This window comes from Enterobacter cloacae complex sp. P40C2 (assembly GCF_014930695.1).
In the GTDB taxonomy this organism is placed as follows: domain Bacteria; phylum Pseudomonadota; class Gammaproteobacteria; order Enterobacterales; family Enterobacteriaceae; genus Enterobacter; species Enterobacter pasteurii.
In genome coordinates, this window is record NZ_JADBRP010000010.1 from 148753 (window position 1) to 167523 (window position 18771).

An 18771-nucleotide genomic window follows, 5' to 3' on the forward strand; every position below is an offset into this window, starting at 1 on the left:
CAGGTGTCAGCCCCGTTGCCAACTGCCTTAGCACATCAGAAATCACTTTGTTGCGCAGGATCAGGAAGCGTAGCGGCAGATTTTGACAATTTTATTACCGAAAAATTAAAACATACTTTTTTAGACATATTCTTACTTTGTCATAAAAGTTTCACCCGCGGACGATAAAACCCTTCCTGTTTTTCACGGGGCAGTAAGTTGAATCTTATTGCTCAGCGAATATTAGCGCGTTTTAAAATATCAGGATTGAAAATGAAAAAGAGCACTCTGGCATTAGTGGTAATGGGCGTAGTTGCTTCCGCATCCGTTCACGCAGCAGAAGTTTATAATAAAAATGGTAATAAACTGGACGTGTACGGCAAAGTAAAAGCAATGCACTACCTCAGTGATGATGACGCTAAAGACGGTGACCAGACTTACGTTCGTTTTGGTTTTAAAGGCGAAACCCAGATTAACGATCGGCTGACGGGCTATGGTCGTTGGGAAGCCGAGTTCGCGGGCAACAAAGCAGAAAGCGACTCTTCTCAAAAGACGCGCCTGGCGTTTGCCGGTATTAAGCTGAAAGATTTTGGCTCTTTTGATTACGGCCGTAATCTGGGCGCGCTGTATGACGTCGCGGCATATACCGATATGTTCCCTGAGTTCGGCGGTGACGGCCTGGCGCAGACCGATAACTTCATGACGAAGCGTGCCTCCGGTCTGGCCACGTACCGCAATACTGACTTCTTTGGCCTGGTTGACGGCCTTGATATGACCCTGCAGTACCAGGGCAAAAATGAAAACCGCGACGTGAAAAAGCAGAACGGTGACGGCTTCGGTACCTCTCTGGGCTATGACTTCGGCGGTAGCGATTTTTCTGTAATTGGTGCGTACGCCAGCTCTGACCGCACCAACGAACAGAACCTGCAGACGCGCGGTGAAGGTAAAAAAGCAGAAGGCTGGGCAACCGGTCTGAAATATGATGCCAACGATATTTATCTGGCCACTATCTATTCTGAAACACGCAATATGGCGCCAATCTCCGGCGGCTTTGCCAATAAAGCGCAAAACTTCGAAGTAGTCGCACAGTACCAGTTTGACTTTGGTCTGCGCCCGTCTCTGGGCTATGTGCAGTCAAAAGGTAAGGATATCGAGGGCATCGGTGACGAAGATATCGTGAAATACATCGACGTGGGCGCGACGTATTATTTCAACAAAAATATGTCCGCGTTTGTTGATTATAAAATCAACCAGATCGACGACGATAATAAACTGGGCGTAAGCAGCGATGATATCGTTGCGCTGGGCATGACCTATCAGTTCTAATCATGCGAAATAAAAAAACCGGCTTAATGCCGGTTTTTTTTATTGCGGGGATTAATGCGGTCTGTTGCCCTCACCCCGCCCTCTCCGTTTGGGAGAGGGAGAAGACCATCAGGCGCTCAGTTTTACCGCTTCGCTGGAAAAGTCATCCGCTGGTTCGAACTTGAGATCCAGAGTGGCCAGCAACGCGCTTGCCTTGTCGTGAAACTCTTTAAGCGTGTGTTCCAGACGGTCAATCACTTCCCGATCTTTAATGCTCGTCGCTTCCCAGTACCCGTCTTTATTAAACAGGCCAAACTGGTAGCTATAGGTGAAACGGTTTTCCTGTGCTTCCATTTCCATCCACCAGCCCCAGAACTCACGTTTTTCGGGTGCAGGCTTCACGTTGACGCAAACAGCCAGGCAGTCGAAAAAAAAGCGATTCTCTTCACACTGCTCTTCACGAATATACGGGCCAAGAGCCATGAACTTCTTAATCAGTCTACTTTTCGGGTGTCCACTCGGTAACGTCATTACGATCTCCTTTTGTGAAGCACTGTTTTACCAAACCAACGAAATTTAGCAAACTTTTAACACAATCTCTGCGTGATCCAGCGTGTAATCTCTTTCAGCGCTTTGTCAAAATTCTGGTACACGGGGCTGAACGGCACTTCGAGCAATTTACCATCCGCAGATGACGAGGTGATTAAGCGCGACTCCTCTTCCGGGCTAAAGGGATCGTTCTTCCAGAAACCGGACATCATCGGGGTTGGACAGCGACGCCCCAGTAATCCCTGCGTTTTTAAGGAATAGCGATTGAGTTCCACGCGCAACGCTTCGTCTGAAGCATCATGCATGCCAAGTCGGCTCGCCAGCACGTCCAGATACATCTCCGGAACGCTGCCCTGGCGCGCCGGATCGCTTAACAGTGCATGCACTACCGGGCCAAGGCAGGCGACCGCCTTCAGGCGTGAAGATTCAAGGTAAGCCAGCCGTACCGCAACGTTAGCCCCGAAGCGGAAGCCGAATGCCCCTACCCGGGTGTGATCAACCCAGGGAATATTTACCAGCGCTTTTAATGCATGCTGGTGCAGCAGGCTGGAATCCTGAGTCAGTTTCCATTTGGAAGAGAAGCCAATCGAAGGCATATCGAGCGTCAGCATGGCGATCCCGTTTGGCGCAAAGTAGCGCTCATACAGGCTGTAATAGTCGATTTGCAATGAGTCCAGGCCGCCGCACATCAGGACCGTCGGGAACGGGCCTTCACCCTCAGGCATATGCAGGAAGCCAGTCACCGGGCTGCCGCCGGGAACCGCAAACTCAATCTCACGCATCCGGCCCGGCAGCCGCTGCGCGGCCTCTTCATAAGCCCGGTTTGCCAGCGCCTGCGCCTGCTCCGCCAGCTCATCGCCCTTGAGATGCGGGTAGGCGGCAATGCTGTACAGGTTCGCCGCATGCAGCCAGTGCTTGCCGCTGAGCGTGGCATCCTCTTCCTGGCTGGCTTTTTGCTGCCAGAGCATGGCCTGCTTCGACCATTCGTAGATCCAGTTCCCGCCGCGGTAGCCCACCACCGTATCGTAGAGATCGCTGTCGGTACGCTCGGTCTCGCTCATCACGATACGCGCCTGCACGTCGAGGATTTCGCGCGGGTCGATACCGCGCCAGATCCACATCAGGCGGTTAATCATGCGATACCAGTGGGGCACGTTTTTACCATCTAACGCTGACTGTACAGCAGGCATGGTCCCCGGATTAAACCGACGCACCAGCGTCGACGTTTCAGGGTGCTTGAAATGGGGTTTGAAGAGAGTTTCGGTGAGATTCGCCTGCGCCATTGCGTTGCCTCCATGGATACGTCATAGGGAGACCATTGTAGCGCGTGGCAGGGCAAAAAGAACAACGCCCGGCATAACCGGGCGTGTAAAGTTACGTACTGAAATTAACGGCCAGAGATAGGCGGTACAAAGACCACGCCCATGTCCCACGGCTGCTCAATCCAGGTATCCTGCGGGATATCAATCACGTAATCGTCAACCAGTGGGCGACCCGCTGGTTTTGCGAAGATAGTCACGAAGTGCGCTTTTGGATACATTTCGCGGATAGCCACCGCGGTACCGCCGGTATCCACGAGATCGTCAATCACGATAAAGCCTTCACCGTCGCCTTCCGCACGTTTCAGCACTTTCAGCTCACGCTGGTTGTCGTGGTCATAGCTGGAGATACAAACGGTATCGACATGACGGATACCCAGCTCACGAGCCAGCAGCGCCCCCGGTACCAGACCGCCACGGCTGACGGCAATAATGCCTTTCCACTGTTCGGAAGGCATCAAACGCGCAGCCAGTTTGCGTGCGTGAATCTGCAACATGTCCCAGGTGACGACGTATTTTTCGCTCATGTGAAGTGTCCCAGCCTGTTTATATACGGCTTAAAAAATGAGGGTGAACCAGATTGCGCGAGATTATAGAGATCTGACGCACTAAAAACCAGTGTTAAGCGCCCCGAGCCTGAGTTTTTACATGCTTTATGCTACCAGCCACGGGAGAAAGTGGTATTCTCAGTTGCATCTCGCAAGCCTGTCTTGTGGTAACTATTAACCTGCTAACCCTGTGACCTGCAACACTGTTTTGCAGCGCATCGACAAGGAGACCTATCGTGTCTGAACTGTCTCAATTATCTCCACAGCCGCTGTGGGATATTTTTGCCAAAATCTGCTCTATTCCGCACCCTTCCTATCACGAAGAACAGCTTGCCGAACATATTATGGGCTGGGCGAAGGAAAAAGGTCTGCACGCTGAGCGCGACCAGGTTGGCAACATTCTGATCCGCAAACCTGCCACCGCGGGTATGGAAAACCGCAAGCCGGTGGTTCTGCAGGCGCACCTGGACATGGTTCCACAGAAAAACAACGACACCGTTCACGACTTCACTAAAGACCCAATCCAGCCGTACATCGACGGCGAATGGGTGAAAGCGCGCGGCACCACGCTGGGCGCGGATAACGGCATTGGTATGGCTTCTGCGCTGGCGGTGCTGGCCGATGACGGCGTTGAACACGGTCCACTGGAAGTGCTGCTGACCATGACCGAAGAAGCGGGCATGGACGGTGCGTTCGGTCTGCAGGCGAACTGGCTGCAGGCAGACATTCTGATCAACACCGACTCCGAAGAAGAAGGTGAGATCTACATGGGCTGCGCGGGCGGGATTGATTTTATTTCGACCCTGCCGCTGAGCCGCGAAGCGATCCCTGCTGGCTTCGAGACCTTTAAGCTGACGCTGAAAGGGCTGAAGGGCGGTCACTCCGGCGGTGATATTCACCTGGGCCTCGGTAACGCCAACAAACTGCTGGCACGTTTCCTGGCTGGCCATGCGGCTGAACTGGATCTGCGCCTGGTGGACTTCAACGGCGGTACCCTGCGTAACGCCATTCCACGCGAAGCCTTTGCGACCGTAGCGGTACCAGCGGCGAAAGCGGATGAGCTGAAAAAGCTTTCCAGCGTGTACCTGGATATCCTGAAAAACGAACTGTCTGCGAAAGAGAAAAACCTGACGGTGGTGCTGGAGTCCGTAACGACGGATAAAGCCGCGCTGACCGTGCCGTCCCGTGACGCTTTCGTCCAGCTGCTTAACGCAACGCCAAACGGCGTGATCCGTAACTCTGACGTCGCGAAAGGCGTGGTGGAAACCTCACTGAACGTGGGCGTTGTGACCATGGGCGACGACAGCGCAGAGATCATCTGCCTGATCCGCTCCCTGATCGACAGCGGTAAAGAATACGTTGTGAGCATGCTGGAATCTCTGGGTACCCTGGCGGGCGCAAAAACGTCTGCGAAAGGCAGCTACCCGGGCTGGCAGCCGGATGCAAGTTCCCCGGTGATGGCGCTGGTGCGCGAAACTTACCAGCGTCTGTTCAACAGCACGCCAAACATTCAGGTTATTCACGCGGGCCTGGAATGCGGTCTGTTCAAGAAACCGTATCCGGATATGGATATGGTTTCCATTGGGCCAACCATCACCGGTCCGCACTCGCCGGATGAGCAGGTTCACATTGAAAGCGTCGGCCATTACTGGACGCTGCTGACTGAACTGCTGAAAGCCATTCCTGCGAAGTAACACCCTCACCCCCGCCCTCTCCCACCGGGAGAGGGCAGACAACGTCGCGCCTACAGTCCCAGCACCAGCTGACGTTCCAGCTGCGGATCCAGCAGCGTGACATGCAGCCCCACCAGCCTTACTCCTCGCCCGCCCCGACGCTCTTCCCACGCCTTTTTTGCCGTCGCAATAAGATCCTCTTTGTTCAGACGCGGCCAGACGTGCTCCTGCGTCGTCTGCTGAAAGTCATTAAATTTCAGCTTGATGCCCTGCCGGGCAATCAGTAAATCCGGCTTCACCTTGATAAGGCGTCGTTCCAGTTCCGGATAGAGCTGTTCCGTGATAATGGTTTCGCATTCCGACCAGTCGTGGATATCTTCGCTCAGCGTACGTTCAACCCCGACGGATTTACGCAGCCGTTCGCTGTTCACATCGCGATCGTCAATGCCCTGGCTGCGCTCCCACAGCACGCGGCCAAACTTACCAAAGCGCTTAAGCAGCATCGCCAGATCGCTTCGCTGTACGTCTTCGCAGGTGCGTAATCCCATATTTTCCAGCTTCGCAGCGGAAACTTTACCGACGCCGGGAATTTTGCTGAGCGGCAGCGTTTTTAAAAACGCCGGAACCTCTTCCGGGGTGATGACGTACTGGCCGTTGGGCTTGTTTAAATCGGAAGCGATTTTGGCGAGGAATTTTACCGGCGCGACGCCGGCTGACGCCGTCAGATTCAGCTCGTTGAAGATGGTCTGGCGGATCTCCTGCGCCATCAGGGTGGCAGAGCCGTGGCAGTGCACGCTGTCGGTGACGTCCAGATAGGCTTCATCCAGCGATAACGGTTCAATCAGGGAGGTATAGCGGGAGAAGATCTCCCGAATATGGCTCGACGCTTCTTTGTACGCGTCAAAACGACCGGGCAAAAGGGTAAGGTGCGGACACAGTTTTAGCGCCATCGCCGTCGGCATGGCGCTGCGCACGCCAAATTTGCGTGCAGGATAGTTCGCGGTGCTGATCACACCGCGCTGGACACGACTGCCGCCAATGGCGATAGGGATGTCCCGCAGCGCGGGGTTGTCACGCATCTCCACTGCGGCAAAAAAACAGTCCATATCGACATGGATTATTTTGCGCATTGATTACACCACACATGTATTTATATACAGTATAACAAAAGGCAAAAAATGCGTCAGCTATTTTCCTTTCTCTCAGTTGTCATAAATACATGATACAAAGGATCGAAATAAAACCTTTATATTCATAAGCTTATCAAAGTAAATGGAGAGATATCATTCATGAGGAAAATACTTTCGGTTTCGTTACTGTTTCTGGCAAGCGCGGCATCCGCTAATCCTGAGATCGTTGCACACCGGGGAGGCACCGCGGATGCACCTGAAAACACCCTGCCTGCGATTAAGCTCGCGCTCGAAAACAAAGCAGATATCGTCTGGATAACCGTGCAGCTTAGTCGGGATGGCGTACCGGTGCTCTATCGTCCGGCTGACCTGAAAGCGTTAACCAGCTTGCAGGGAAAAGTGTCACAGTTTACCGCTGAAGAGCTGGCAAAGGCGGATGCCAGCGTTAAGTGGAAAGATAAGGGCCTGCCGGAAAGCCTGCTGAACGCGTCGATACCGACGCTGAAGTCAGTGCTGACGACCTGGCCGGACGCGCGGTTTTTCATTGACATCAAATCGCCGGACGCCGATCCGGCGACGATGAGCAACAAACTGCTTAACGTATTGAAAGAAACCAACAGCCTGAATCGCGTTCGCGTCTATTCAACCGAAGATCGCTATATGGAAGCACTCCCTGCCGACATTCCTCGCTTTGTCACGCGCAGCGAGACCCGCACGCGACTGGCCACCGTTTCGTTAAGCCACGAATGTCTGCCTCCTTCGCAAAAAATGGACGATTACTGGTACGGGCTTGAGTTAAACCGCAAAGTAGAGGTAGTCGAAAAATTCACCCTGGGCGAAGGTATTTCTCCCGCAACCTTAACGTGGGACAAAGAGGCCGTTGACTGTTTCCGCTCGCAGGGCAATGCCCATTTAATTTTCATCGGCGTGAACGCCAGTGAGGATTATCAGAAGGCCAGGGCATTAGGTGCCGAAGGCGTGCTGGTGGACTCGCCAGCCAGCGCCAAAAGCTGGGTAAAATAACGAATAAAGGCCGCAAGAAGCGGCCTTTTTCTAGATGATCCTCTGCTGGTCCCGAGCCAGCCGTTTTTTCCGCGCATCGCACGGTTCCGGGCAGTCGCACACCTTCTCCATTCCAATGGAAGAGATGCCGCCGCAGCTGCCCTGAATGCTTTTACGCTTGATGATCCAGCCTAAAGACATGCCAAAAATCACCAGCACAAACACCGCAAAGGTCGCCAGAAAGGTCAGCACAATCAGCCTCCGAAATCATCAAGCATGATGTTTTCATCTTCCACGCCAAGATCTTTGAGCATCTTAATCACGGCGGCGTTCATCATTGGCGGACCACACATATAGAACTCGCAGTCTTCCGGTGCCGGATGCTGTTTGAGGTAATTTTCATACAGCACGTTGTGGATGAAGCCCGTATAGCCGGTCCAGTTATCTTCAGGCTGCGGATCGGAAAGCGCCACGTGGAAGGTAAAGTTAGGGTTATCGCGCGCCAGCTGTTCGAACTCATCGTCATAGAACATTTCGCGCAGCGAGCGCGCACCGTACCAGAAGCTTATCTTACGCTTGCTGCCAAGACGCTTAAGCTGGTCAAAGATATGCGAACGCATTGGCGCCATCCCGGCACCGCCGCCGATAAAGACCATTTCCGCATCGGTATCTTTGGCGAAGAATTCCCCGAACGGGCCGGAGATGGTCACTTTGTCGCCTGGCTTAAGAGACCAGATATACGACGACATCACGCCCGGCGGCGCGTTTGGCACGTTAGGCGGCGGCGTAGCAATACGCACGTTGAGCATAATGATGCCCTTCTCTTCCGGATAGTTCGCCATGGAATAGGCGCGAAGCGCGGGCTCTTTTACTTCGGAGACAAAGCGGAAGAGATTAAATTTATCCCAGTCGGCCCGATACTCCTCGGGCACGTCGAAGTCCGCATACGCTACGGTGTGCGCCGGGCAATCAATCTGGATATACCCGCCCGCACGGAACGGGACGCTCTCCCCTTCAGGAACGCGCAGCTTGAGCTCTTTAATGAAGGTAGCTTTGTTATCGTTAGAGATAACCTCGCACTCCCATTTTTTAACGCCGAAGATCTCTTCCGGCAGCTCAATCTTCATGTTCTGACGCACCGCGACCTGGCACGCCAGACGGCAGCCCGCTTTCGCTTCACGCTTCGTGATATGCGACAGTTCCGTTGGCAGAATATCACCGCCGCCCTCTTTCACCGTCACGCGGCACTGCCCGCAGGAGCCGCCGCCACCGCAGGCCGACGAGACAAAGATCCCGTTACCGGAGAGCGTATTCAGCAGCTTATCCCCTGCCGGCGTACGGATCTGATTCTGCGGATCGTCATTGATATCAATGACCACATCCCCGGAATTGACCAGCTTCGCACGCGCCGCCAGAATCAGCCCTGACAGCACCAGTACTATCAGCGTGAACATCACCACGCCAAGAATAATTTCCATCTGTTAGCCCTTATAGCTGCACACCGGAGAAGGACATAAAGCCCAACGCCATCAGGCCGGTGGTGATAAAGGTGATCCCTAAGCCACGTAATCCCGCTGGCACGTTGGCATATTTCATTTTTTCACGGATCCCCGCCATGGTGACGATCGCCAGCATCCAGCCGATACCGGAGCCGAAACCATACACAACCGATTCACTGAAGTTGTAATCGCGCTGAACCATAAACGAGACGCCGCCAAAAATAGCGCAGTTCACGGCGATAAGCGGCAGGAAGATCCCCAGCGCGTTGTACAGCGACGGGAAATACTTATCGAGGATCATCTCAAGGATCTGCACCAGCGCCGCAATCACCCCGATAAAGGTGATGAAGTTCAGGAAGCTGAGATCAACGCCCTCCACCAGCGCGCTGTCCCGCAGCACGAAGTTAAACACCAGGTTGTTGATCGGAACGGAAAGCCCCAGCACAACGGTAACCGCCACGCCCAGACCAAACGCCGTCGATACCTTTTTAGAAACAGCAAGGAACGTACACATGCCCAGGAAGAAGGCGAGCGCCATGTTTTCAACAAACACCGCGCGCACAAATAAACTCAGGTAATGAGCCATCGTCGGTTACTCCTTTTCCTGCTGTTCAGGCTTCAACGTGCGAATCAGCCAGATCAGCAAACCGATAATGAAAAATGCGCTTGGGGCCAGCAGGAACAGGCCGTTCGGCAGATACCAGCCGCCGTTCTGTACCGTGTCCAGTACCGTAATGCCAAACAGCTTGCCGCTGCCAATAAGCTCGCGCAGGAAACCAACCGTCAGCAGGATCACGCCGTAACCCAGGCCATTGCCGATGCCGTCCATAAAACTCGCCAGCGGCGGCATTTTCATGGCGTAGGCTTCTGCACGCCCCATCACGATGCAGTTGGTGATAATCAGGCCGACAAACACCGAAAGCTGCTTCGAGGTTTCATAAGCAAAGGCCCGCAGCAGCTGATCGACCACGATCACCAGCGAGGCGATGATCGCCATCTGCACGATGATCCTCACGCTGTTGGGAATGTGGTGGCGGATCATTGAGATAAACATGCTGGAGAATGCCGTCACCAGCGTTACCGCCAGCGTCATCACCACCGCCGTTTCCAGCTTGGTCGTTACCGCCAGGGCGGAACACACGCCCAGCACCTGGAGCGTTATCGGGTTATTGGCTAAGAGTGGGCCAATCAGCACCTTTTTAACTTCTTTCAGTTCACCCGTATCAGCCATTGTTTAGCGCTCCTTCACGTACATTTTTCAGGAAGGGACCAAAGCCCAGTTCACCCATCCAGAAATCAAAACTGTGCTGCACGCCGTTTGAGGTGAGCGTGGCGCCGGAAAGACCGTCAACGGCAAATTCATCGCCGGGACGCGCGCCCCCTTTCACCACCTTCAGCGCAGGCTGACCGTTGTCATCGAGCACTTTTTTACCGACAAACTGGGCACGCCAGTTAGGGTTCTCAACTTCACCACCCAGCCCCGGCGTTTCGCCCTGATCGTAATAGGTAATGCCTTTGACCGTGCGGCCATCGGTATCCAGTGCCACAAAAGCGTACATCATTGACCACAACCCGTTGCCGTAGATGGGCAAAACCACTTCCTGCACGCGTTTTTGCTCGTCACGCACCAGGTAGATCTCCGCGATGTTGCTGCGGCGCTTAATTCCTGCCGGATCCTGCGAGGCGTCAAGCATGGTGCTCATCTGCGGATCTTTTAGCGCCAGCGCCTGGTTATATTTCGCCGGGTCTTTATCCATCAGCTCACCGGTTTTCAAATCCACCAGCCGCGCGGTAATGCGTTCGGCAAACACGGCCGCGACGTCATCCTTCGTCATGCCGTCCTGCATCAGCCCGGCCACGGCCAGGATGTTGCGCTGTTTATCCAGCGCACGTTGCTCCTGCTGTAGCGGTTTTAACCCTACGGCAGAACCGGCCACGATGACGGAACAGACCAGGCACAGTACCAGCACCACCAGCAGCGTTTTGCTGATGCTGTCGTTATTTTTGATCTCAGCCACGCGCCTTCCTCCGCTTAATGTTGGCGCGCACGACCAGATAGTCGAACAGCGGCGCAAACAGATTGGCAAACAGAATGGCCAACATCATCCCTTCCGGATAGGCCGGGTTGACCACGCGAATCAGTACGCACATCACCCCAATGAGCGCCCCATAACACCATTTCCCCCTGTCGGTAAACGAGGCAGAGACGGGATCGGTGGCCATAAACATCATGCCGAACGCAAAGCCCCCCAGCACAAGGTGCCAGTACCACGGCATGGAGAACATCGGGTTAGTTTCTGAACCAATAAGATTGAACAGCGTGGCGGTGAGCACCATCCCAAGCATGACGCCAGCGACGATGCGCCAGGACGCCACGCGGCCAAAGAGGATGATGGCCCCGCCGATCAGGATCATCAGGGTAGACACTTCACCAATGGAGCCCGGGATGTTGCCAAGAAACGCGTCGAACCAGGTCACAGGCTGGCCGGTGGCATTGTTGATCAGCGTTTCGCCGCCGCCTGCCGCCCACTGTGAAAGTGGCGTTGCGCCCGAGAACCCGTCTGCCGCCGTCCACACCAGGTCGCCAGAGATTTGCGCCGGGTATGCAAAGAACAGGAACGCGCGCCCCGCCAGCGCGGGGTTAAGGAAGTTACGTCCGGTTCCGCCGAAGATCTCTTTGGCAATGACCACGCCAAAGCTAATCCCCATCGCCGCCTGCCAGAGCGGCAGCGTTGGCGGAACAATCAGCGCAAACAGAATAGAGGTAACGAAGAAGCCCTCGTTGATCTCGTGTTTGCGGATGATGGCGAACAGCACTTCCCAGAAACCGCCCACGATAAAGACGGTCATATAGATTGGCAGGAAGAAGACGGCGCCCAGCGTCATCATGCTGATCCAGCCGGCATCTGCCGCAAAGCTCACGCCCAGCGTCTGCGCCAGACGATAGTGCCAGTCAGACTGGATCACCTGCGCCAGCTGCTCTGCATCGTACATGTGATGCAGCGCAGGAATAGTCTGCAACCCGACGTTGTACATGCCCCAGAACATCGCCGGGAAGACCGCGAACCAGACCAGAATCATCATGCGCTTCAGGTCGATGGCATCGCGAACGTGCGCCGCGCCTTTCGTCACCAGACCCGGCGTGTAGAAAATGGTCGATGTCGCTTCATACAGCGGGTAGTACTTCTTCAGTTTACCCTCGGTAAAATGCGGCTCTATTTTTTCAAAGAGGTGTTTTAATCCCATGATTATCCTTCCTGCTCAATGCGGGTTAACACCTCGCGCAATACGGGTCCATATTCGTATTTACCCGGACACACATAGGTACACAGCGCCAGATCTTCTTCGTCCAGCTCAAGACAACCCAGCGCCTGCGCGCTGTCGGTATCGCCAGCAAGGAGATCGCGCAGCAGCACGGTTGGCAGAATATCCAGCGGCATCACGCGCTCGTAGTTGCCAATCGGAACCATGGCGCGCTCACCGCCGTTTGTGCTGGTGGAGAAGTTAAACAGCTTATGACGCAGGAAGTGGCCGAGCGTGGTGCGGGTCACGGAGTATTTTTCTGCGCCCGGCAGCACCCAGCCAAACAGCTCTTTCTCGCGCCCTTCCAGCACTACGCTTACCTGAAGATGGAAACGTCCCAGCCAGGCCATCGGGCCTGTTGCGTGTCTGCCGCTCAGCACCGAGCCGGAGATAATGCGGTTTTCACCCTCTTTTGTTTCGCCAGCCAGCAGCGCAGTAATGTCCGCCCCTAGCAGAGTGCGAACCAGACGCGGTTGGGTTGCCTGAGGGCCGCCAATAGCGACAATGCGTTCAGCATGCAGTTCGCCCGTGGTGAACAGCTTACCGATAGCAATCACGTCCTGATAATTGAGGTGCCAGACCTGTTTCGTCAGGCTCACCGGCTCCAGGAAGTGGATATGCGTGCCCACCAGCCCCGCCGGATGCGGCCCGGCAAATTCATTAAAGGCGACCTGCCCTTGCGGGTGCCCGCCCAGCTTACCGCCGCTGGCCTGGCAGACATGCACTTTACCCGGCGTCAGGCGCGTTAAAACGGTGAGACCGGCATCGAAAGCTTTTCGTTCGGCCAGAATGAGAGGCTGCGGGTCCGCGCTGAGCGGATTGGTGTCGATGGCCGTCACGAAGATAGCCGCCGGCACGGTGCCGGGCACGGGAGTTTTGCTGAAGGGACGCGTACGAAACGCCGTCCACAGCCCCGACTCCAGCAGTTGAGCCTGCACCGCTTCGCGACTGAGGGTAGCGAGATCGGCCTCGTCGTAGTGCGCAAATTCGCGTTTCTCGTCACCTTCAATTTGAATAACAACCGATTGCAGGACGCGGCGCTCACCGCGATGGATGGCAACGACGGTGCCGCTGGCAGGGGCTGTAAACATGACGCCGGGATTTTTTTTATCCTCGAATAGCGCCTGTCCTTTTATTACGCGATCGCCTTCCTGCACCAGCATCGCCGGGCGCATCCCCACGTAGTCATCACCCAAAATAGCGACGTGGTGAATGCTGGCGCCCGGCGTTACGTGCTGTTCAGGCACGCCAGAGATGGGCAGATCGAGTCCTTTTCTGATTCTAAACATGTGGTTAGCAGTTATCCATGAACAACAATCCAGAGTGGCCGGAGTGTACCATTTTGGGCCCCTGCAAGGGCAGTAAATCCGTCGTCCAGCGCGCCGAATTGCGAGCTAATGCGCAAAGTTCCTGGAGTCAGGACAAGGTGAATGGGTTATAACGTAAAACTAATTTGTAAACTCAAAGGTTGGCTCTTGCGAAAATCTCCATCGGTGCTAATGTGAGCGCTCCTGTCCAGATTAGTCTGATTTCGGGTGTCTTTTGCCGTTCTGGCAAGTTGGTCATTGTTTTATCAAGGAACCAGTAGTATGCGTAAAATCGCATTGTTCATTGCGATGCTTCTGATACCGTGCATGTCGTTTGCCGGGCTGCTTGGCAGCAATAGTTCAACGACGCCGGTCAGCAAAGAGTATAAACAGCAGTTGATGGGATCCCCGGTTTATATTCAAATCTTCAAGGAAGAGCGCACACTCGAGCTGTTTGTCAAAATGGGCGAGACGTATCAGCTGCTCGATAGCTACAAAATCTGTAACTACTCTGGCGGGCTGGGGCCAAAACAGCGTCAGGGCGACTTCAAAAGTCCGGAAGGGTTTTACAACGTTCAGCGTAACCAGCTAAAACCGGACAGCCGCTTCTATAAAGCGATTAACATTGGCTTCCCCAATGCCTTTGACCGTGCTCACGGTTACGAAGGTAAATACCTGATGATCCACGGTGCCTGCGTGTCTGTCGGCTGTTATGCGATGACGGATTCCGGCATTGATGAGATTTTCCAGTTTGTCACGGGCGCGCTGGTCTTCGGCCAGCCGAATGTTCAGGTCAGCATCTACCCGTTCCGTATGACGGATGCGAACATGGCGCGCCATAAGTACTCGGTTTACAAGGATTTCTGGCAACAGCTAAAACCGGGCTATGACTACTTTGAGCAGACCCACAAGCCGCCGGTGGTATCCATCGTCAATGGCCGTTACGTGGTGAGCAAGCCGCTTAGCCATGAAGTGGTCCAGCCGCAGCTGGCGTCAAATTACTCTGTCCCCGAGGCAAAATAGCACCCACTCGCCTGGCATGATCTTTTGCCAGGTTTCGTTGCCCGTCAGCGGCTGCGTTGCAATGACGGTGACCACATCGTTCGGTGTGGTCTCCTTCTGAAAATCAATTTCCACATCCTGATCGAGCAACGTGGCGACGCCAAACGGTGCGCGACGGGTGATCCAGAACAGGTTGGTGGAACAAAACGCCATTACATAGCGCCCGTCAGACAGCAGCATATTGAAGACGCCCTTCTCGCGTAGCTCAGACGCCAGTGACGCGATGTATTTAAAAACGGCGGTCATGTTGCCGGGCGTGCGGGGATAACGCTCGGTCAGCTTGTGCAGCAGCCAGCAGAACGCTTTTTCACTGTCGGTTTCGCCAACAGGTCGAAAATTGCCGGTTTCCAGCGATTTATAGCCCGTAAGCTGTCCGTTATGCGCATAGGTCCAGTTACGGCCCCATAGCTCGCGGGTAAACGGATGGGTATTTTCCAGCGCGACTTCCCCACGGTTTGCCTGCCGAATGTGGGCAATTACCGAACAGGATTTTATGGGGTAGTCCTGCACCAGTTTAGCAATGGGTGAGTTAAAGCTGGGTTGTGGATCTTTGAACGTGCGACAGCCTTTGCCCTCGTAAAAGGTGATGCCCCAGCCGTCTTTATGCGGCCCGGTTCCCCCACCGCGCTGAACCAGCCCGGTGAAGCTAAAGCAAATATCGGTTGGCACATTGGCGCTCATCCCGAGCAGTTCGCACATATCTCACCTCCACAACAGCGGGGGGCACCGGCGCCCCCCAGCGAAGTCTTACTTAACCATCTCTTTTTCGATCAGCTGGATCAGGATGTGGATCACTTTGATGTGAATTTCCTGAACGCGGTCAGCATAACCAAAATGCGGAACACGGATTTCAATGTCTGCCGTACCGTCCATCTTACCGCCATCTTTACCGGTCAGGGTGATCACTTTCATCCCTTTTTCACGCGCTGCCGCAATGGCTTTGATCACGTTCGCAGAGTTACCGGACGTCGAAATACCCAGCAGCACGTCACCTTCACGGCCTACCGCCTCAACGTAGCGGGAGAAAATGTGGTCGTAACCGAAGTCGTTGCCCACGCAGGAGATGTGGCTTACGTCAGAAATCGCAATCGCCGGGTAGCCTGGGCGGTTTTCACGATAGCGTCCGGTCAGCTCTTCTGCGAAGTGCATGGCGTCGCAGTGGGAACCGCCGTTACCGCAGGAGAGCACTTTACCACCGGCTTTAAAGCTGTCGGCCAGCAGGACCGCCGCGCGCTGAATAGCGTGAATGTTGGCATCATCTTTCAGAAAGTTCGCCAGCGTTTCCGCCGCTTCGTTCAGTTCGTTACGAATAAGATCCTGGTACATGAGGATAATCCTTCAGTATTGATGAAATAACACAGTGGAGTGTACCGGATAGCGGTAAAAGCGAGAAGCTAAAGCCATGCGAATCGTCCGGCGTTTTGCTTTTTTGTGCCGACTAAAACGCGAACAATGTGAACCAGGTTGTAATTATTTTGTAAACACATTGCTAAAGGAAATGACATCAACTACAACCATATCATCACAAGTGGTCAGACCTCCTACAAGCAAGGGAGCTTTTCTTTATGATGATTTTGAGCATTCTCGCAACCGTTATTCTGCTCGGCGTGTTGTTCTATCACCGCGTCAGCTTATTACTGAGTAGCCTTATTCTTCTGGCCTGGACGGCCGCACTTGGCGTCGCTGGCCTGTGGAACATCTGGGTCCTCGTCCCGCTGGCCATTATTTTGCTGCCGTTCAACCTGACGCCGATGCGTAAGTCGATGATCTCCGCGCCGGTCTTTAAGGGCTTCCGTAAAGTGATGCCGCCGATGTCCCGTACGGAGAAAGAGGCGATTGATGCCGGTACCACCTGGTGGGAAGGCGATCTGTTCCAGGGCAACCCGGACTGGAAAAAGCTGCACAACTATCCGCAGCCGCGCCTGACCGCCGAAGAGCAGGCATTTATTGACGGTCCGGTAGAAGAAGCGTGCCGCATGGCGAACGACTTTGCTATTACCCATGAAATGGCCGACCTGCCGCCGGAGCTGTGGGCATACCTGAAAGAGCATCGCTTCTTCGCGATGATCATTAAGAAAGAGTACGGCGGTCTTGAATTCTCCGCTTACGCTCAGGCCCGCGTGCTGCAAAAACTGGCGGGTGTTTCCGGGATCCTGGCGATTACCGTCGGCGTGCCGAACTCCTTAGGCCCGGGCGAACTGCTGCAGCACTACGGAACGGAAGAGCAGAAAGATCACTACCTGCCGCGTCTGGCGCGCGGTCAGGAAATTCCATGCTTCGCGCTGACCAGTCCGGAAGCGGGCTCCGATGCGGGCGCGATCCCGGATACCGGCGTGGTCTGCATGGGCGAGTGGCAGGGCCAGCAGGTGCTGGGCATGCGCCTGACCTGGAACAAGCGTTATATCACTCTGGCGCCTATAGCCACCGTGCTGGGTCTGGCATTTAAGCTCTCCGACCCGGAAAAACTGCTGGGCGGTGAAGAAGATCTGGGCATCACCTGTGCGCTGATCCCAACCTCTACCCCGGGCGTGGAAATTGGTCGTCGCCACTTCCCGCTGAACGTGCCGTTCCAGAACGGTCCAACCCGCGGTCAGGATATCTTTGTGCCGATTGACTACATCATCGGTGGTCCGAAGATGGCCGGTCAGGGCTGGCGCATGCTGGTGGAATGTCTGTCGGTGGGCCGTGGCATTACCCTGCCGTCGAACTCAACCGGCGGGCTGAAATCGGTGGCAATGGGGATTGGTGCTTACGCCCATATCCGCCGTCAGTTCAAAATCTCCATCGGCAAGATGGAAGGTATTGAAGAGCCGCTGGCGCGTATCGCGGGTAACGCTTACGTGATGGATGCCGCAGCCTCGCTCATCACCTACGGCATTATGCTGGGTGAAAAACCGGCCGTGCTGTCCGCTATCGTGAAGTATCACTGTACCCACCGCGCGCAGCAGTCGATCATTGACGCAATGGATATCGCAGGCGGTAAAGGCATTATGCTCGGCGAAGGCAACTTCCTGGCGCGCGGCTATCAGGGCGCTCCGATTGCCATCACCGTTGAAGGGGCAAACATCCTGACCCGCAGCATGATGATCTTCGGTCAGGGCGCCATTCGCTGCCATCCGTACGTGCTGGAAGAGATGGCCGCCGCGCAGAATAACGACGTGGATGCCTTCGACAAGCTGCTGTTCAAACATATCGGTCACGTGGGCAGCAATGAAGTGCGCAGCTTCTGGCTCGGCCTGACGCGCGGCCTCACCAGCGCGACGCCGACCAGCGATGCGACTAAACGTTATTACCAGCACCTGAACCGCCTGAGCGCTAACCTGGCCCTGCTGTCTGACGTCTCGATGGCCGTTCTTGGCGGAAGCCTGAAGCGTCGCGAGCGCATCTCTGCCCGTCTGGGCGACGTGCTGAGCCAGATCTTCCTGGCCTCTGCGGTTCTGAAACGCTACGACGACGAAGGCCGTCAGGAAGCGGATCTGCCGCTGGTGCACTGGGGTGTACAGGATGCGCTGTATCAGGCAGAACAGGCTATTGACGACCTGCTGGCGAACTTCCCGAACCGCTTTGTGGCAGGAGCCCTGCGCGTGGCGATCTTCCCGACCGGTCGTCATTACCTGGCGCCGTCTGACAAGCTGGATCATAAAGTGGCGAAGATCCTTCAGGTTCCGAGCGCAACCCGCTCCCGTATTGGCCGCGGCCAGTATCTGGCCCCTACCCCGCATAACCCTGTCGGCCTGCTGGAAGAGGCGCTGCTGGACGTGATGGCCGCCGACCCGATTCACCAGAAGATCTGCAAACAGCTGGGTAAAAACCTGCCGTTCACCCGCCTGGACGAGCTGGCAAAACAGGCCCTGGCGGGCGGCATCATCGACAACAGCGAAGCCGCACTCCTGGTAAAAGCCGAAGAGAGCCGTCTGCGCAGTATTAACGTGGATGATTTCGAACCGGAAGAGCTGGCGACACAGCCGGTAAAGCTGCCGGAGAAGCACCGCAAACCTGAAGCCGCATAAGACGTTCAGCGTCCATCAACCCCGCTCCGTGCGGGGTTTTTTATTGCCACATTTTCTCGTAATGACGTGCTACAGTGTCAAAAAG

18 protein-coding genes are annotated in these 18771 nt (G+C 55.0%); 5 read left to right on the forward strand and 13 right to left on the reverse strand.

Features of this window, described 5'->3' with window-relative positions; all coding sequences use genetic code 11:
• The first annotated feature begins 252 nt into the window (after positions 1 to 252).
• Positions 253 to 1305 (forward strand): phosphoporin PhoE, encoded by a 1053-nt coding sequence (gene phoE, locus IM304_RS17330; RefSeq protein WP_148420214.1) that lies wholly within the window; start codon positions 253 to 255, stop codon positions 1303 to 1305.
• Between the two features lie 108 nt (positions 1306 to 1413).
• Here the strand turns inward: phoE and crl are convergent, their stop codons facing one another.
• From crl to gpt, 3 genes are all read right to left on the reverse strand, one after another.
• Positions 1414 to 1815, reverse strand: coding sequence for a sigma factor-binding protein Crl (gene crl, locus IM304_RS17335; protein WP_148420213.1), 402 nt, complete (start codon positions 1813 to 1815; stop codon positions 1414 to 1416).
• A gap of 56 nt (positions 1816 to 1871) precedes the next feature.
• Positions 1872 to 3116: an esterase FrsA gene (frsA, locus tag IM304_RS17340; protein WP_193355709.1), complete on the reverse strand. Its 1245-nt coding sequence runs from the start codon at positions 3114 to 3116 to the stop codon at positions 1872 to 1874.
• A gap of 104 nt (positions 3117 to 3220) precedes the next feature.
• Entirely contained in the window at positions 3221 to 3679 is a 459-nt protein-coding gene (gene gpt / locus IM304_RS17345; RefSeq protein ID WP_003863205.1) for a xanthine phosphoribosyltransferase, read from the reverse strand.
• 257 nt (positions 3680 to 3936) lie between these two features.
• Here gpt and pepD point away from each other — a divergent pair, with 257 nt between their 5' ends.
• Complete coding sequence (gene pepD, locus IM304_RS17350; RefSeq protein WP_193355710.1) at positions 3937 to 5394, forward strand: cytosol nonspecific dipeptidase; 1458 nt, start codon at positions 3937 to 3939, stop codon at positions 5392 to 5394.
• Positions 5395 to 5444: 50 nt separating this feature from the next.
• Here the strand turns inward: pepD and dinB are convergent, their stop codons facing one another.
• A complete protein-coding gene (dinB, locus tag IM304_RS17355) occupies positions 5445 to 6503 on the reverse strand; it encodes a DNA polymerase IV (RefSeq protein WP_176678653.1) in 1059 nt (352 codons plus the stop codon).
• Positions 6504 to 6662: 159 nt separating this feature from the next.
• On the opposite strand from dinB, the gene IM304_RS17360 reads away from it, so the two are divergent.
• Positions 6663 to 7526 carry a glycerophosphodiester phosphodiesterase family protein gene (locus IM304_RS17360; protein ID WP_193355711.1) on the forward strand — a complete coding sequence of 288 codons (864 nt, stop codon included), beginning with the start codon at positions 6663 to 6665 and terminating at the stop codon, positions 7524 to 7526.
• A 30-nt stretch (positions 7527 to 7556) separates the two neighbouring features.
• Here IM304_RS17360 and nqrM read toward each other — a convergent pair whose 3' ends face one another.
• Genes nqrM through IM304_RS17395 form a run of 7 tightly spaced genes read right to left on the reverse strand, consistent with a single transcriptional unit; the run spans position 7557 to position 13596 of the window.
• Entirely contained in the window at positions 7557 to 7706 is a 150-nt protein-coding gene (gene nqrM / locus IM304_RS17365; protein WP_227009663.1) for a (Na+)-NQR maturation NqrM, read from the reverse strand.
• Between the two features lie 53 nt (positions 7707 to 7759).
• A complete protein-coding gene (gene nqrF / locus IM304_RS17370; protein ID WP_148420209.1) occupies positions 7760 to 8983 on the reverse strand; it encodes an NADH:ubiquinone reductase (Na(+)-transporting) subunit F in 1224 nt (407 codons plus the stop codon).
• Between the two features lie 10 nt (positions 8984 to 8993).
• Positions 8994 to 9590: an NADH:ubiquinone reductase (Na(+)-transporting) subunit E gene (nqrE, locus tag IM304_RS17375; protein WP_061099102.1), complete on the reverse strand. Its 597-nt coding sequence runs from the start codon at positions 9588 to 9590 to the stop codon at positions 8994 to 8996.
• A 6-nt stretch (positions 9591 to 9596) separates the two neighbouring features.
• A complete protein-coding gene (locus IM304_RS17380; protein ID WP_014882676.1) occupies positions 9597 to 10235 on the reverse strand; it encodes an NADH:ubiquinone reductase (Na(+)-transporting) subunit D in 639 nt (212 codons plus the stop codon).
• Positions 10228 to 11022 (reverse strand): Na(+)-translocating NADH-quinone reductase subunit C, encoded by a 795-nt coding sequence (locus IM304_RS17385; RefSeq protein ID WP_148420208.1) that lies wholly within the window; start codon positions 11020 to 11022, stop codon positions 10228 to 10230. The genes IM304_RS17380 and IM304_RS17385 overlap by 8 nt, the downstream gene beginning before the upstream one ends.
• Positions 11015 to 12250, reverse strand: a complete 1236-nt coding sequence (locus tag IM304_RS17390) for an NADH:ubiquinone reductase (Na(+)-transporting) subunit B (RefSeq protein ID WP_176608630.1) — start codon at positions 12248 to 12250, stop codon at positions 11015 to 11017. The genes IM304_RS17385 and IM304_RS17390 overlap by 8 nt, the downstream gene beginning before the upstream one ends.
• A gap of 2 nt (positions 12251 to 12252) precedes the next feature.
• Positions 12253 to 13596, reverse strand: a complete 1344-nt coding sequence (locus IM304_RS17395; protein WP_193355712.1) for a Na(+)-translocating NADH-quinone reductase subunit A — start codon at positions 13594 to 13596, stop codon at positions 12253 to 12255.
• A 300-nt stretch (positions 13597 to 13896) separates the two neighbouring features.
• Between IM304_RS17395 and dpaA the strand changes: the two genes are divergently transcribed.
• Positions 13897 to 14637, forward strand: a complete 741-nt coding sequence (gene dpaA, locus IM304_RS17400; RefSeq protein WP_193355713.1) for a peptidoglycan meso-diaminopimelic acid protein amidase — start codon at positions 13897 to 13899, stop codon at positions 14635 to 14637.
• Here dpaA and IM304_RS17405 read toward each other — a convergent pair.
• Both IM304_RS17405 and lpcA read right to left on the reverse strand, forming a co-directional pair.
• Positions 14608 to 15375, reverse strand: coding sequence for a class II glutamine amidotransferase (locus tag IM304_RS17405; RefSeq protein WP_148420204.1), 768 nt, complete (start codon positions 15373 to 15375; stop codon positions 14608 to 14610). The genes dpaA and IM304_RS17405 overlap by 30 nt on opposite strands.
• A gap of 48 nt (positions 15376 to 15423) precedes the next feature.
• Positions 15424 to 16002 (reverse strand): D-sedoheptulose 7-phosphate isomerase, encoded by a 579-nt coding sequence (lpcA, locus tag IM304_RS17410; protein ID WP_003863232.1) that lies wholly within the window; start codon positions 16000 to 16002, stop codon positions 15424 to 15426.
• A gap of 239 nt (positions 16003 to 16241) precedes the next feature.
• Here lpcA and fadE point away from each other — a divergent pair, with 239 nt between their 5' ends.
• Positions 16242 to 18686, forward strand: coding sequence for an acyl-CoA dehydrogenase FadE (fadE, locus tag IM304_RS17415; RefSeq protein ID WP_148420203.1), 2445 nt, complete (start codon positions 16242 to 16244; stop codon positions 18684 to 18686).
• Positions 18687 to 18771 lie beyond the last annotated feature (85 nt).

Bases quoted from the DNA above. Each gene is read 5' to 3' on its own strand.
- nqrE (WP_061099102.1), bottom strand. From the start codon at position 9,590: ATGGCTCATTACCTGAGTTTATTTGTGCGCGCGGTGTTTGTTGAAAAC.
- phoE (WP_148420214.1), top strand. From the start codon at position 253: ATGAAAAAGAGCACTCTGGCATTAGTGGTAATGGGCGTAGTTGCTTCC.
- IM304_RS17360 (WP_193355711.1), top strand. From the start codon at position 6,663: ATGAGGAAAATACTTTCGGTTTCGTTACTGTTTCTGGCAAGCGCGGCA.
- dinB (WP_176678653.1), bottom strand. From the start codon at position 6,503: ATGCGCAAAATAATCCATGTCGATATGGACTGTTTTTTTGCCGCAGTG.
- IM304_RS17380 (WP_014882676.1), bottom strand. From the start codon at position 10,235: ATGGCTGATACGGGTGAACTGAAAGAAGTTAAAAAGGTGCTGATTGGC.
- frsA (WP_193355709.1), bottom strand. From the start codon at position 3,116: ATGGCGCAGGCGAATCTCACCGAAACTCTCTTCAAACCCCATTTCAAG.
- gpt (WP_003863205.1), bottom strand. From the start codon at position 3,679: ATGAGCGAAAAATACGTCGTCACCTGGGACATGTTGCAGATTCACGCA.
- nqrF (WP_148420209.1), bottom strand. From the start codon at position 8,983: ATGGAAATTATTCTTGGCGTGGTGATGTTCACGCTGATAGTACTGGTG.
- fadE (WP_148420203.1), top strand. From the start codon at position 16,242: ATGATGATTTTGAGCATTCTCGCAACCGTTATTCTGCTCGGCGTGTTG.
- IM304_RS17395 (WP_193355712.1), bottom strand. From the start codon at position 13,596: ATGTTTAGAATCAGAAAAGGACTCGATCTGCCCATCTCTGGCGTGCCT.
- IM304_RS17390 (WP_176608630.1), bottom strand. From the start codon at position 12,250: ATGGGATTAAAACACCTCTTTGAAAAAATAGAGCCGCATTTTACCGAG.
- nqrM (WP_227009663.1), bottom strand. From the start codon at position 7,706: ATGTCTTTAGGCTGGATCATCAAGCGTAAAAGCATTCAGGGCAGCTGC.
- IM304_RS17405 (WP_148420204.1), bottom strand. From the start codon at position 15,375: ATGTGCGAACTGCTCGGGATGAGCGCCAATGTGCCAACCGATATTTGC.
- crl (WP_148420213.1), bottom strand. From the start codon at position 1,815: ATGACGTTACCGAGTGGACACCCGAAAAGTAGACTGATTAAGAAGTTC.
- lpcA (WP_003863232.1), bottom strand. From the start codon at position 16,002: ATGTACCAGGATCTTATTCGTAACGAACTGAACGAAGCGGCGGAAACG.
- dpaA (WP_193355713.1), top strand. From the start codon at position 13,897: ATGCGTAAAATCGCATTGTTCATTGCGATGCTTCTGATACCGTGCATG.